The 12,634-nt window shown below is 68.9% G+C and carries 13 protein-coding genes; 9 read left to right on the top strand and 4 right to left on the bottom strand.

Features of this window, described 5'->3' with window-relative positions:
* Window positions 1-81: 81 nt before the first annotated feature.
* Complete coding sequence (locus ACIBK0_RS28650) at window positions 82-843, top strand: phosphoglyceromutase (RefSeq protein WP_399086026.1); 762 nt, start codon at window positions 82-84, stop codon at window positions 841-843.
* Window positions 844-956: 113 nt separating this feature from the next.
* Here the strand turns inward: ACIBK0_RS28650 and ACIBK0_RS28645 are convergent, their stop codons facing one another.
* Window positions 957-1,364 (bottom strand): DUF5959 family protein, encoded by a 408-nt coding sequence (locus tag ACIBK0_RS28645; RefSeq protein ID WP_399086023.1) that lies wholly within the window; start codon window positions 1,362-1,364, stop codon window positions 957-959.
* A 381-nt stretch (window positions 1,365-1,745) separates the two neighbouring features.
* Here ACIBK0_RS28645 and ACIBK0_RS28640 point away from each other — a divergent pair, with 381 nt between their 5' ends.
* Together ACIBK0_RS28640 and ACIBK0_RS28635 are read left to right on the top strand one after the other, a co-directional pair.
* The gene (locus ACIBK0_RS28640) at window positions 1,746-2,324 is read left to right on the top strand and encodes a GNAT family N-acetyltransferase (RefSeq protein WP_399086020.1); all 579 of its coding nucleotides are present in this window, start codon (window positions 1,746-1,748) and stop codon (window positions 2,322-2,324) included.
* An 851-nt stretch (window positions 2,325-3,175) separates the two neighbouring features.
* Window positions 3,176-3,964, top strand: a complete 789-nt coding sequence (locus ACIBK0_RS28635; protein ID WP_399086017.1) for an NAD-dependent epimerase/dehydratase family protein — start codon at window positions 3,176-3,178, stop codon at window positions 3,962-3,964.
* Between the two features lie 169 nt (window positions 3,965-4,133).
* Here the strand turns inward: ACIBK0_RS28635 and ACIBK0_RS28630 are convergent, their stop codons facing one another.
* Entirely contained in the window at window positions 4,134-4,286 is a 153-nt protein-coding gene (locus ACIBK0_RS28630) for a hypothetical protein (RefSeq protein WP_399086014.1), read from the bottom strand.
* Window positions 4,287-4,428: 142 nt separating this feature from the next.
* Complete coding sequence (gene phoU / locus ACIBK0_RS28625; RefSeq protein ID WP_399086011.1) at window positions 4,429-5,118, bottom strand: phosphate signaling complex protein PhoU; 690 nt, start codon at window positions 5,116-5,118, stop codon at window positions 4,429-4,431.
* Window positions 5,119-5,387: 269 nt separating this feature from the next.
* On the opposite strand from phoU, the gene ACIBK0_RS28620 reads away from it, so the two are divergent.
* Together ACIBK0_RS28620 and ACIBK0_RS28615 are read left to right on the top strand one after the other, a co-directional pair.
* The gene (locus ACIBK0_RS28620) at window positions 5,388-6,665 is read left to right on the top strand and encodes a sensor histidine kinase (RefSeq protein WP_399086008.1); all 1,278 of its coding nucleotides are present in this window, start codon (window positions 5,388-5,390) and stop codon (window positions 6,663-6,665) included.
* A complete protein-coding gene (locus ACIBK0_RS28615; RefSeq protein ID WP_009340348.1) occupies window positions 6,662-7,342 on the top strand; it encodes a response regulator transcription factor in 681 nt (226 codons plus the stop codon). Before ACIBK0_RS28620 ends, ACIBK0_RS28615 begins: the two co-directional genes overlap by 4 nt.
* Window positions 7,343-7,439: 97 nt before the next feature.
* Here the strand turns inward: ACIBK0_RS28615 and ACIBK0_RS28610 are convergent, their stop codons facing one another.
* The gene (locus ACIBK0_RS28610) at window positions 7,440-8,117 is read right to left on the bottom strand and encodes a DUF461 domain-containing protein (protein ID WP_399086005.1); all 678 of its coding nucleotides are present in this window, start codon (window positions 8,115-8,117) and stop codon (window positions 7,440-7,442) included.
* 787 nt (window positions 8,118-8,904) lie between these two features.
* Between ACIBK0_RS28610 and ACIBK0_RS28605 the strand changes: the two genes are divergently transcribed.
* From ACIBK0_RS28605 to cysS, 4 genes are all read left to right on the top strand, one after another.
* A complete protein-coding gene (locus ACIBK0_RS28605; protein ID WP_003953493.1) occupies window positions 8,905-9,387 on the top strand; it encodes a CarD family transcriptional regulator in 483 nt (160 codons plus the stop codon).
* A 377-nt stretch (window positions 9,388-9,764) separates the two neighbouring features.
* On the top strand, window positions 9,765-10,517 hold the full coding sequence (gene ispD, locus ACIBK0_RS28600) for a 2-C-methyl-D-erythritol 4-phosphate cytidylyltransferase (protein WP_399086002.1): 753 nt from the start codon (window positions 9,765-9,767) through the stop codon (window positions 10,515-10,517).
* Window positions 10,507-11,010, top strand: a complete 504-nt coding sequence (gene ispF / locus ACIBK0_RS28595) for a 2-C-methyl-D-erythritol 2,4-cyclodiphosphate synthase (protein ID WP_399085999.1) — start codon at window positions 10,507-10,509, stop codon at window positions 11,008-11,010. The genes ispD and ispF overlap by 11 nt, the downstream gene beginning before the upstream one ends.
* A 133-nt stretch (window positions 11,011-11,143) precedes the next feature.
* On the top strand, window positions 11,144-12,544 hold the full coding sequence (gene cysS / locus ACIBK0_RS28590) for a cysteine--tRNA ligase (RefSeq protein ID WP_399085996.1): 1,401 nt from the start codon (window positions 11,144-11,146) through the stop codon (window positions 12,542-12,544).
* Window positions 12,545-12,634 lie beyond the last annotated feature (90 nt).

Here is a 12,634-nt window from a genome sequence, read left to right as displayed (position 1 = left end):
CCGACGGGCTTCCAGGGGGGCAAGTGTCCGGCTTCCGGGCAGGCGAGCGGCGGGACGAAGGCTTCCATTACGCTCGGACGTATGGCCGACGCACCGTACAAGCTGATCCTCCTCCGCCACGGCGAGAGCGAATGGAACGCGAAGAACCTGTTCACCGGTTGGGTGGACGTCAATCTCAACGAGAAGGGCGAGAAGGAGGCAGTCCGCGGCGGTGAGCTGCTCAAGGACGCCGGCCTGCTGCCCGACGTGGTCCACACCTCGCTCCAGAAGCGCGCGATCCGCACCGCGCAGCTCTCCCTCGAGGCCGCCGACCGCCACTGGATCCCGGTCCACCGCTCCTGGCGCCTGAACGAGCGGCACTACGGTGCCCTGCAGGGCAAGGACAAGGCGCAGACGCTCGCCGAGTTCGGCGAGGAGCAGTTCATGCTGTGGCGCCGCTCCTACGACACCCCGCCGCCGCCCCTTGAGGACGGCACGGAGTTCTCCCAGTCCGACGACCCGCGCTACGCCTCCATCCCGCCGGAGCTGCGCCCCCGCACGGAGTGCCTGAAAGACGTCGTCGTCCGCATGCTCCCGTACTGGTACGACGGCATCGTCCCCGACCTCCTCGCCGGCCGCACGGTCCTGGTCGCGGCTCACGGCAACTCGCTGCGCGCCCTGGTCAAGCACCTGGACGGCATCTCCGACGCCGACATCGCGGGCCTGAACATCCCCACCGGCATCCCCCTCTCCTACGAGCTCGACGCCGACTTCAAGCCCCTCAACCCGGGCGGCACCTACCTCGACCCGGAGGCCGCGGCGGCCGCCATCGAGGCGGTCAAGAACCAGGGCAAGAAGAAGTAACACGAAACGATCAGGCCCCCCACCTGCTGCTTTGCGGCGGGTGGGGGGCCTTTCGATGCCCTGGGGTCGTCTGTGGGCCGTCAGTTGCCTGGCCGGGCCGTCAGACATCGCTCTCACGCCGCCACTCGTAGGCACCGGGTGACGTCTCGACGACTTCGCGGGGGGTAGACCTCGCGCACCTGGGCGAGCAGGTCGCGCTGCTCGCTGACCCACGCCGGCGGAGGTACGAACAACGGGACGGTGACAGTGGCTCCTGACGACGGCCCGGCATGCACGGATGCCCAGAGCCCGCCGCTTTCGTCGGCCTTGAACTTCATGGACGGAGTCCGCCCGGATTCGAGCCACATGGCGAACCGACCGGACTCCAGGGCTGCCAAGGAGTCCTCCCAGTCCTCAAGATCTTCAGGGAGGAGGATCACCGAGAAAGTGGCGCTGACGGATTCCGCCTTGATGACGATCTCGCAATCGAGGAAGTCGTGGCCGGTCAGGATTCCGGGTTGAAAGCGACCCAGGACGCGCACGGTCCTTGTTCGCTTGCCTGGGAGGGTGCGAGGACGTGTACGTCACGCCCTTCCTCAGTTCCCCGTGCCACAGCCGTGCCGGATCGGGCGGGGAGTCACGGGGAACTGCGGTCCCCGACGGCGCGTTTGGTGCGCACGCGCCGAAGTCGACATGTCGCAGGTCAACGGCCAAGCCGCCCCACCTCGCTCCCAAAGCGGGTGCCGCAGGTGCTGACAGCAGGTTCGAATCCTGCCGAGGGCGCACCTTCTGACCTGGCGCACAGCAGGGAACGGCGCCTCGCCCAGCACCGTGTCACTGCCCTTGGTGGGTAAGATCCGGGAGTTTCAGCGGCCGCGAGTGCGCGGCGAGCGCATTTGCGAGACCGTTCGAGGGGGCAGCACATGACGCAGCGAGTGACCATCGCGACAGAGCGCATGGATGGATCGGCCGCGGTGCAGGCCGAGGACGCGTTCAGGCTGATCTACGCCGAAGCGTTCTCCGAGCCTCCTTACAACGAGACCGAGGACGATGTCGCCGCTGCCTTCCGCCGCTTCCCTGTACAGGCTCGCCACCGCGCCTTTCGCGCTGCCTTGGCCCGTACCGAGGGCGGCGAGCCGATCGGCATGGCGTACGGCCACCCGCTCGGGCCCGACACGAGGTGGTGGGACGAACTGACCGAGCCCGTGCCCGACGACATGCGGCGCGAGGACGGGCACCGCACCTTCGGCCTCATGGAACTCGCCGTGCGCGGACCGTGGCGCGGACAGGGTGTGGCGCGGCGTCTGCACAAGACGCTGCTCGACACCATCGGAGCCGAGCGGGTGCTGTTGAACGTCCACCCGGCGAGCAAGGCGGCGTCGGCCGCTTACCGTGCGTGGGGATACCGCAAGATCGGCGAGGCGCGGCCCTGGGGCGAGGGCGCGGACCTCCATGACGTGATGCTGCTCGATCTGCGCCGAAAGCAGTCTGTGAACTCGTAGAGCGAGGTGCCGGGTTGCGGTACAGCAGTGAAGTACAGCCACCCCGCGGTGAACTCGACCTCGGCCTCGCCGGCGATCCGGGTGATCAGCTCTTTCCGCATTCGGCGATGCTCGTATCGATCCTCGGACGGGGCAACCACGCGCTCGCCACCGATGCGCGCCCGCGGCGTGCCCTGTACGGCCGGCGACTCGCGGGGGACAGCGGGAACCACCCTCAGTATGATCGGCGCATGACGTCACAAAGGGGCAATGCCGCGTAGGCCCCCGCATGCGCTTCGGGTCGGATCGCCCGATCAAAGTCGCTGTCCCATCAGCAAGTTGCACATCGGCACTTGTCCTGGACCTCCTGCATGCACTGCCGTCCATACGTACCTCTTCGTCGACGGCCTCGACTTGATTACGCGCAGCGACAGCCGCCTCGTAGGCGTGCATCCGGAGCAGCTTCTCCGGCCGGGCGGGCCGCTCTACCCGACGGATGCCGCCCGTAGCGTTGACCTGGCTGCCGAGGGGCGCCCCGAGTCAGGCTCTTCGGGGCTCAGCATCCAAGTGCGACTACGTGGCGAGACGGTCGTGTGGAGCAATCTGATGTATCCGGACCTCCACAGCCGGGTGATCGAGGAGGTCCGCTTCCACCTGGGGCAGTACGTGGGCGAGATCGAGCGAGCATATTCCCTGCGACCTCGGGCAGCCCGGCCGCCGGCGTGAAGCTGCAAAGAACCAAAGCCTGTCGTGGAAGTCGATAACGGGCCGCGCGTCGCGCCCTGGTTTCCAAACCCTTTGATACGTCGCGCACCGGCAGCGATGATGCACGGGTTGTCGAAAATCCGGGGGGCGCGGTGAGTCTGGGGACAGTGGCGGTAACAGGCGCGGCGGGGAACATCGGTGGCGTGGTGCGGGAGGCGCTGCGGGGCGAGGCGGCGCGGTTGATCCTGCTCGACCGTGTGCCGCTTCGGCCGGAGGCCGAGAACGAGGACGTGCACACCGTGGACCTGAGGGACGCGGCCGCCGTGGAGGCGGCGCTCGCGGGGGCTGACAGCGTGCTGCATCTGGGCGGTCTGCCGGACGAGGCACCTCTTCCGGACCTGCTCGAAGCCAACGTGCTCGGCACCCACCACGTCCTGGAGGCGGCGCGGCGCACAGGGATCGAACGAGTGGTGCTGGCCGGCAGCAACCGTGTGACCGGCTTCCATCCGGCCGGACACCTCACCGGTCCGCACGAACCGGCACGCCCCGACGGTCTCTACGGGGTGAGCAAGGTGGCCGTCGAGGCCCTCGGGCGGCTGTACTCCGACAAGTTCGGGCTGTCCGTGATCTGCCTGCGGATCGGCAGCTTCGAGCGTGTGCCCTCCGAACCACGGCATCTGGCGACCTGGCTGAGCCCGCGCGACGCCGTCGGCTACATCCGGGCCGCGCTGACCGCTCCGCCCTCCACCCGCTTCGCCACGGCCTACGCCGTCTCCGCCAACACCCGCCGCTTCTGGGAGCTCCCCGAACCGGCGCTGCTCGACTACGCACCCGTCGACGACGCCGAACTCCATGCGGGAGACATCCCTGGGGCAGACCTCCCGGCCGACCCGGCCGCACCCCAGGCCGGCCCCTACGCCTTGCCCGAGTTCACCCTCGAGCACCTCCGCCCCTGACGCACGCACAGATCGCCAGGCCACCCCTTGTGCGCCTGCATCAGCTGGTCGGCCCTGATGTCCGCCCTTTCGTGGCGCAAGTCGCCGGGACGTAGAACGGCACGTTCAAGGTCATGCAGAAGGGCCCCGCCGTGATGACGACGGAGCCCTTCTGTATGCGCCTATGCGATCAGCCGCACTGGCAAGGATTGCCGGACTGGCAGCCGCACCCGCAGCCGGAGCCGCAGCCGCAGGCGCCGAACAAGGGGAGGCTTTTGATGTCGGCGGGCTGCTCGGTGTCGCGGTCCTGCGTCGGGTCGGGCGTGCTGGGGGATTCGGTCATGGGTCCCTCCTTCAGGCACGAAGGTGTGCGAGGCACACTGCGCCGCACAGCTCCTGTCGCCCATTTGATGCCCACTGAGGCAGGCGCATCAACGGCGCACACTCGGCGCACTGAGGCTTCCACGCGCCCCCGGGGGCGGGGGTCAGGCCCCCTCCACCCCCGTCACCGGCTGGATGTCCGGCTGCAGATCGTCCGCGTGCTCGCCCGTCACCAGGAACACGACCCGCTTGGCGACCGCCACCGCGTGGTCGGCGAAGCGCTCGTAGTAGCGGCCGAGCAGAGTGACGTCGACGGCCGTCTCGATGCCGTGCTTCCAGCGGTCGTCCAGCAGGTGCTGGAAGAGCGTGCGATGCAGCAGGTCCATCTCGTCGTCGTCCTGCTCCAGCTGGAGGGCGAGGTCGACGTCCTTGGTGATGACGACCTCGGCCGCCTTGGCCATCAGGCGCTGGGCGAGCTGGCCCATCTCCAGAATCGTGGCGTGCAGGTCGTGCGGGACCGCACGCTCGGGGAAGCGCAGCCGGGCCAGCTTCGCGACATGCTGAGCCAGGTCGCCGGAGCGCTCCAGGTCGGCGGACATACGCAGCGAGGTGACGACGATACGCAGATCCGTCGCCACCGGCTGCTGGCGGGCCAGCAGGGCTATCGCCCGGGCCTCCAGTTCGTGCTGAAGATCGTCGACCTTCTGGTCGGCCGCGATGACGCTCTCGGCCAGCTTCAGGTCGCCGTCGAGGATGGCCGTCGTGGCGCGTCCGATCGCCGACCCGACAAGCCGGGCCATCTCGACCAGGCCCTCGCCGATCGAGTCCAGTTCCTCGTGGTACGCGTCCCGCATCAGGTTGTCCCTCTCTTACGTCAGCTTCGGGGGTTCCGGGGGCCGGGTCCCGCCATGACCATGGGACATGCGCCACTGGACATGACCACCGGACATGAGCTCCGGACAGGCCCGTTAACCCCACGCTCCCACGTTCCGGCCCGTACGCGTCCGTTTCCGTCACCCCAAATGAACCATCCCTAGCTCCTAGGTGAACTCTGGGCGACGAGTGTTCGAGGTCGCACCCGGATGGCTGTGGCCAGCGGTGACGACATGCCTAACCTGGATGCATGGACGTGAACGCGGCGGTCGCCGCAGCGGCAGCGATCGCCGGAGTGCTCACCGGTGTCATCGCCATGCTGGCGTTCCGCTGGAGCGAGCGCGACCAGAAACGCCCGACCCGCACTTCGCTGCATACGGACCCGGTGCTTCCGCCGGGTGTCGACACTGTGCTGTCCGTGCTCCGGTCCTCGGCCGTCGTGCTCGACGAGGCGGACGCCGTGGTCAAGGCCAGCTCGGCCGCGTACGCCCTCGGGCTGGTGCGCGGCGGCAAGCTGGCCGTCGAGCCGATGCTCCAGATGGCGCGTGACACCCGTCGAGACGGTGAGATACGTCAGGTGGAGCTGGATCTGCCGAGGAGGGGGACGGGGAGGGGAGAAGCCCTCGCGGTCTCCGCGCGCGTGGCGCCGCTGGGCTCCCGGCTCGTGCTGCTCCTCGTGGAGGACCTGACGGAAGCGCGGCGCATCGAGGCCGTACGACGCGACTTCGTCGCGAACGTCAGCCATGAGCTCAAGACACCCGTCGGCGCGCTCTCCCTGCTCTCCGAGGCCGTCATGGACGCCTCGGACGACCCGGAGGCCGTCGAGCGCTTCGCCGGACGTATGCAGATAGAGGCCACCCGCCTCACCAACCTCGTACAGGAGCTCATCGACCTCTCCCGGGTCCAGAACGACGACCCCCTCGAGGACGCCGAGCCCGTACGGGTCGACGAACTCGTCGCCGAGGCGATCGACCGCTGCCGCCACCAGGCCGGCACCAAGCAGATCACCATGGCCGCGGGCGGCACCGCCGACCTGAGCATCTGGGGGAACAGGGGCCAGCTGGCCGCCGCCCTCGGAAACCTCGTCGAGAACGCCGTCAACTACTCGCCGGCTCGCACCCGCGTGGGCATAGCCGCGCGCCGGGTGACCGCCCCCGGCGGAGACCTCATCGAGATCGCCGTGACCGACCAGGGCATCGGCATCTCGGACAAGGACAAGGAGCGCATCTTCGAGCGCTTCTACCGCGTCGACCCGGCCCGTTCCCGCCAGACCGGCGGTACGGGCCTCGGCCTCGCGATCGTCAAGCACGTGGCCGCCTCGCACGCCGGGGAGGTCACGGTATGGAGCTCCGAGGGTCAGGGCTCCACTTTCACCCTGCGGCTGCCGGAGGCGGGCGCGGCCCGCGACCGCGCGAACGAACACCACATGCCCGGACTCGACGAAGAGGACGAGACCGAGCAGCCCGACGGGACGACCACCGTCTCATCCCCGTACGAACCGCTTCCTGCTCCGGAGGTCCTTCCGTGACCCGTGTGCTCGTCGTCGAGGACGAGGAGTCCTTCTCCGACGCCCTGTCGTACATGCTCCGCAAGGAGGGCTTCGAGGTCGCCATCGCGACCACCGGGCCCGACGGACTCGACGAGTTCGAGCGCAACGGCGCCGACCTCGTCCTCCTCGACCTGATGCTGCCGGGGCTGCCCGGTACGGAGGTGTGCCGTCAGCTGCGCGGCCGCTCCAACGTCCCGGTGATCATGGTCACCGCCAAGGACAGCGAGATCGACAAGGTCGTCGGGCTGGAAATAGGAGCCGACGACTACGTCACCAAGCCCTTCTCCTCCCGCGAGCTGGTCGCCCGTATCCGGGCCGTCCTGCGCCGCCGCGGGGAGCCGGAGGAGGTCACTCCGGCCGCTCTGGAGGCCGGGCCCGTCCGCATGGACGTCGACCGCCACGTGGTCACCGTCTCCGGCTCCAAGGTCGACCTCCCCCTGAAGGAGTTCGACCTCCTGGAGATGCTGCTGCGCAACGCGGGCCGTGTGCTGACCCGCATGCAGCTCATCGACCGGGTGTGGGGCGCCGACTACGTCGGCGACACCAAGACCCTCGACGTCCACGTCAAGCGCCTGCGCGCCAAGATCGAGCCGGACCCGGGCGCGCCGCGCTACCTGGTGACGGTGCGAGGCCTCGGCTACAAGTTCGAGCCGTAAACCGCGGGACGGCTGTGAATGCACGACGAAGGGCGGTACCCCCTGGAGGGGTCCCGCCCTTGGTGCGTGGTACGAGGATGATCTCGGCGTAGGCCGCTCAGTGCCCGGAAGCCGACTCCGAGGCGTTCGCCGAGGCCGTGGCGCTCGACGACGCCGCGTCCGTGGGCGTGCCCGACACGGACTGGGACGGGGAGCCCGAGGCCGACTCGGACGGCTTGGTGCTCGCGGACCCGGTCGCGGAAGCCCCCGGCGCCGCCGGGATGTTGCTCGGGCCCCACTTGGAGAAGTAACTCTCGGCCGGGACCACGAAGGCGCTCAGCTTCACGTCGCCGGCCTTGCTGAACGCGAACGCGACCTGGCGCACGCTGCCGTCCTGGACGGCCTCGTGACCGTTGGGCAGCACGGCGGAGGCGTTGCCCTTGCCGCCGATCAGGAGCGAGCCGCCGGCCGGGACGACGAGCTTGCCGGTGCCCTTGGCCGGCTTGAGCTGGGCGGCCATGCCGCTGCTCGTGAGGGTGATCGAGTCCAGGGTCTCGTCGGTGCGCCCGTTGTTGAAGAGGGTCGCGGAGACCACGGCCGGACCGGTCGACTGCAGGTCGGGCTGGGTGATGACCAGGGCGTTCTGGATCTTGATGTCGCCGACGGTGGTCGCCGCGTTGTCCGGCTTGACCTCCAGCGTCTGTGCGTCGTTGCCGGCACCGCACGCGGCGAGCGAGGCGATCGAGAACGCGATGGCGGCGGCGGCGAGAGCGCCGCGTCGAAGGCTGCTGCTCACGGCGGCGGCAACTCCTTGAACGTGGGCGAAGCAGGGCGACTTCGTTGTAAAGCCGCCCTAAGGGTCTGTCAGCGGCCTTAGGTTACCGAGCCGTTCCCGTGCCGCCGCACCCGACCCGCCTCTAAGAGCCTGTGTCACGTCCCCGGCCGGGTGCACGCCGCCCGACACGCGCACTCGCCGCGTTGCCGAAACGCCCTGGTCGGTCCGCTGTGCGGACGCTCCGGCGCCTTGCGATCGCACGCACCGGACGACGTGCGCTGATCCGGCCGGGGATGTGACACGGGCTCTGAGCGCCGACGGGCATCGTTGCGCCGGGTGTGCGCCCCGTCCGGCGCGTGCTTCGCCGCCGCTTCATGAACTACTTTGGCGACATGCTGGTCCGCCATTCACATAAGTACTCCCGGCATCCGCTTGCGGATTTCGCGTAGGGAATGCGTGGCGGTGCAGAAAATCGATCTTCGGCCCCAGATCGGTGACCGTGATCAATTCCGGATTCGTCTCGTACTCGACTCCGGTCACCGAACGGAGTAGCGGAAGTCTCGCTCTTGGAGCCGGACAAACCGGTACGTTCGGACCCTGGTCAGCGGCTTCCGTTGTCTGTAACGTGCGCGTTTCGCTTCCCCTGGACAGCCGCTCCGACCTGCGAATACCCTCTTCCGCTCACCCCTCGCAGCACGTTCCTGTTGCGGTTGTCAAGCCCCGAGATATGCCCTGACCTGCGAAAACGCCATTCAGAAGACGCCGTTTCCGTGTTACCCTGGATAGCCACGGAAGGGGTACCTGTCACATGACGTTCAAGGTTGGCGACACCGTGGTCTATCCCCATCACGGGGCCGCGCTGATCGAGGCCATCGAAACTCGCCAGATCAAAGGCGTGGACAAGACCTACTTGGTGCTGAAGGTCGCCCAGGGCGACCTGACGGTGCGTGTGCCAGCGGACAATGCGGAGTTCGTCGGCGTGCGTGATGTGGTCGGTCAGGACGGGCTGGACCGGGTCTTCGAGGTGCTGCGCGCGCCGTACGCCGAGGAGCCCACGAACTGGTCGCGTCGTTACAAGGCAAATCTGGAGAAGCTCGCCTCCGGCGATGTCATCAAGGTCGCGGAAGTCGTGCGTGACCTGTGGCGTCGTGAGCGTGAGCGTGGACTCTCCGCCGGTGAGAAGCGCATGCTCGCCAAGGCCCGCCAGATCCTGGTGAGCGAGCTCGCCCTCGCGGAGAACACGAACGAGGACAAGGCCGAGGCCCTGCTCGACGAGGTTCTCGCGTCCTGACGCAGGCAGTCGCCGAGGCGGTCGTCGTCCCGGCGCACACAGGCGCCGAGACGGCAGTCGTCTTGACGTACGCACAAGCCCGCGCAGCTGCGCAATGAAATGCCGCGGTGCCCGATGACGCAATTGTGTCGCCGGGCGCTGCGGCATGTTCGTACCCACTTCGTACTCGCGCCCACTCGGAATACCGGATGTTCACTCGGTATACGTATACCGGTGTATCCAATACCTGGCGTACCGGGCCCGGGTTCGGCTCGACCGGATGTCACGGAAGGGTCCCCGGTCAAGGCGTCGCGCCCGGCACTCCCCCAGCTCCCCGAGCAGGGGGTACCCCCAGGCCATACCCACCCCGGCCGAGCACACAAACCTGACAGGAACCGATGTCTGACGATTCGCGCCCCTCGCCTTCGGGATCGCGTACGGCGGCCGTGATTCCGGCCGCCGGCCGGGGCGTGCGCCTCGGCCCCGGCGCCCCCAAGGCGCTCCGCTCGCTGAACGGCACCCCGATGCTCATTCACGCGGTCCGCGCGATGGCCGCGTCCCGCGCCGTCTCGCTGGTCGTCGTCGTGGCCCCGCCCGACGGCGCGGCCGAGGTGAAGACCCTGCTCGACGCGCACGCGCTGCCCGAGCGCACCGACTTCCTGGTCGTCCCCGGCGGGGACAGCCGCCAGGAGTCCGTGAAATACGGACTCGACGCGCTGCCGCCCGGCATCGACATCGTTCTCGTGCACGACGCGGCCCGCCCGCTCGTGCCCGTCGACACCGTGGACGGCGTCATCGAGGCCGTACGGGAGGGGGCCCCCGCCGTCGTTCCGGCGCTGCCCCTCGCCGACACCGTCAAGGAGGTCGAGCCCGCGGCCGTCACCGGTGCGCCGGAGCGCGTCGTGGCCACGCCCGAGCGGGCGCGGCTGCGCGCCGTGCAGACGCCGCAGGGGTTCGACCGCGAGACGCTCGTACGCGCCCACGAGACCGTCACCGACAACGTGACCGACGACGCGAGCATGGTCGAGCAGCTGGGGCTGCCGGTGGTCGTGGTGCCCGGGCACGAGGAGGCGTTCAAGGTGACGCGCCCGCTGGATCTCGTACTCGCGGAGGCCGTTCTGGCACGGCGGAGGCTGAACGATGGGTTCTGAGCGGCCTGATGTGCCCGTACTTCCGCAGGTCGGCATCGGTACCGACATCCACGCCTTCGAGGAAGGCCGGGAGCTGTGGTGTGCCGGGTTGCTGTGGGAGGGGGAGGGGCCCGGGCTCGCGGGGCACTCCGACGCGGATGTCGTCGCGCATGCCGCGTGCAACGCGCTGTTCTCCGCTGCCGGGCTCGGTGACCTCGGCGCCCACTTCGGGACCGGGCGGCCCGAGTGGTCCGGTGCCTCGGGCGTCACGCTGCTGACGGAGGCGGCGCGGATCGTGCGGGCGGCGGGGTTCCTCATCGGCAATGTCGCCGTGCAGGTCGTCGGGCCGCGTCCGAAGATCGGGAAGCGGCGGGACGAGGCGCAGAAGATTCTGTCGGACGCGGTGGGGGCGCCGGTGTCGGTCTCCGGCGCCACGACGGACGGTCTCGGTTTCCCCGGGCGGGACGAGGGGCTGATGGCGGTGGCCACGGCACTGGTGGCACGGGCGACCTGAGCGGGGGTTCGTCCGCCCCCACCGGCCGCCCCACACGCCTTTGACGTCAGCGGCGGCCCCCGTATGTCACGAATACGTGCCCCTTGCGGTGGAGGGTCGCGGGGCACTGCCCGGGGGCCACTACCCTGGAGTGGTGACTATTCGCCTGTACGACACCAGCGCCCGGCAGATCCGTGACTTCACCCCGCTCGTGCCGGGTTGTGTCTCGATCTACCTGTGTGGCGCCACCGTGCAGGCCGCACCGCACATCGGGCACATCCGCTCGGGCCTCAACTTCGACATCATGCGCCGCTGGTTCGAGTACCGCGGCTATGACGTGACGTTCATCAGGAACGTCACGGACATCGACGACAAGATCATCACCAAGTCGGCCGACCAGGGCCGCCCTTGGTGGGCGATCGGGTACGAGAACGAGCGGGCGTTCAACGACGGTTACGACGTGCTCGGCTGCCTCCCGCCGTCGTACGAGCCGCGCGCCACCGGGCACATCACCGAGATGATCGAGATGATGCGCGGTCTCATCGAGCGCGGTCACGCGTACGAGGCCGACGGGAACGTCTACTTCGACGTGCGGTCCTTCCCCGAATACCTCCGGCTGTCCAACCAGGAGCTGGACAACCTGCTCCAGCCGTCCGGCGAGGGCGAGACCGGCAAGCGGGACCCGCGCGACTTCGCGATGTGGAAGGCCGCCAAGCCGGGGGAGCCGAGTTGGGAGACGCCGTGGGGACGCGGGCGCCCCGGCTGGCACCTGGAGTGCTCCGCCATGGCGCACAAGTACCTGGGCTCCGCCTTCGACATTCACGGCGGCGGGCTCGATCTGATCTTCCCGCACCACGAGAACGAGATCGCGCAGGCCAAGGCCTTCGGCGACGAGTTCGCCAAGTACTGGGTGCACAACGCCTGGGTCACCATGAGCGGCGAGAAGATGTCCAAGTCCCTGGGCAACTCCGTCCTCGTGAGCGAGATGGTCAAGACGTGGCGGCCGATCGTGCTGCGGTACTACCTCGGCACGCCGCACTACCGCTCGATGATCGAGTACAGCGAAGAGGCCCTGCGCGAGGCCGAGTCGGCGTTCGCGCGGATCGAGGGCTTCGTGCAGCGGGTGGTGGAGAAGGCCGGGGGAGTCGTCGAGCCCGCGCCTGAGGTGCCGCCGGCCTTCGCCGAGGCCATGGACGACGACCTGGGTGTGCCGCAGGCGCTCGCCGTGGTGCACACGACCGTGCGACAGGGGAACTCCGCCCTCGCCGCCGACGACAAGGAAGCCGCCGTCGCCCGCCTCGCCGAGGTCCGGGCCATGCTCGGCGTCCTCGGACTCGACCCGCTCGAACCGCACTGGGCCGGTGAGGGCGACCGGGGCGAGGATCTGCACGGCGTCGTCGACACCCTCGTACGCCTTGTGCTCCAGCAGCGGGAGGCGGCGCGCAGCCGTAAGGACTGGGCGACCGCCGACGCCATCCGGGACCAGCTCAACCAGTCCGGTCTCGTCATCGAGGACGGCCCGCAGGGGCCGCGCTGGACGCTCGGGCCGCGCTGAGCTTTTCTTGATCGATTGTGCCGCCCGGCTCTCCGGGCGGCACACTCATATACGACACTCGAAATACGTACGTACGCACGCTTCACACAG

The organism is Streptomyces sp. NPDC050564, assembly GCF_044457265.1.
Lineage (GTDB): Bacteria > Actinomycetota > Actinomycetes > Streptomycetales > Streptomycetaceae > Streptomyces.
Note: the sequence above shows the minus strand (reverse complement) of the source record. Positions and strands in the feature narration are given on the sequence as shown.

Bases quoted from the DNA above. Each gene is read 5' to 3' on its own strand.
- ACIBK0_RS28630 (WP_399086014.1), bottom strand. From the start codon at position 4,286: ATGACCGAATCCCCCAGCACGCCCGACCCGACGCAGGACCGCGACACC.
- ACIBK0_RS28650 (WP_399086026.1), top strand. From the start codon at position 82: ATGGCCGACGCACCGTACAAGCTGATCCTCCTCCGCCACGGCGAGAGC.
- phoU (WP_399086011.1), bottom strand. From the start codon at position 5,118: ATGCGGGACGCGTACCACGAGGAACTGGACTCGATCGGCGAGGGCCTG.
- ispF (WP_399085999.1), top strand. From the start codon at position 10,507: ATGGGTTCTGAGCGGCCTGATGTGCCCGTACTTCCGCAGGTCGGCATC.
- ACIBK0_RS28620 (WP_399086008.1), top strand. From the start codon at position 5,388: ATGGACGTGAACGCGGCGGTCGCCGCAGCGGCAGCGATCGCCGGAGTG.
- ACIBK0_RS28605 (WP_003953493.1), top strand. From the start codon at position 8,905: ATGACGTTCAAGGTTGGCGACACCGTGGTCTATCCCCATCACGGGGCC.
- ACIBK0_RS28640 (WP_399086020.1), top strand. From the start codon at position 1,746: ATGACGCAGCGAGTGACCATCGCGACAGAGCGCATGGATGGATCGGCC.
- ispD (WP_399086002.1), top strand. From the start codon at position 9,765: ATGTCTGACGATTCGCGCCCCTCGCCTTCGGGATCGCGTACGGCGGCC.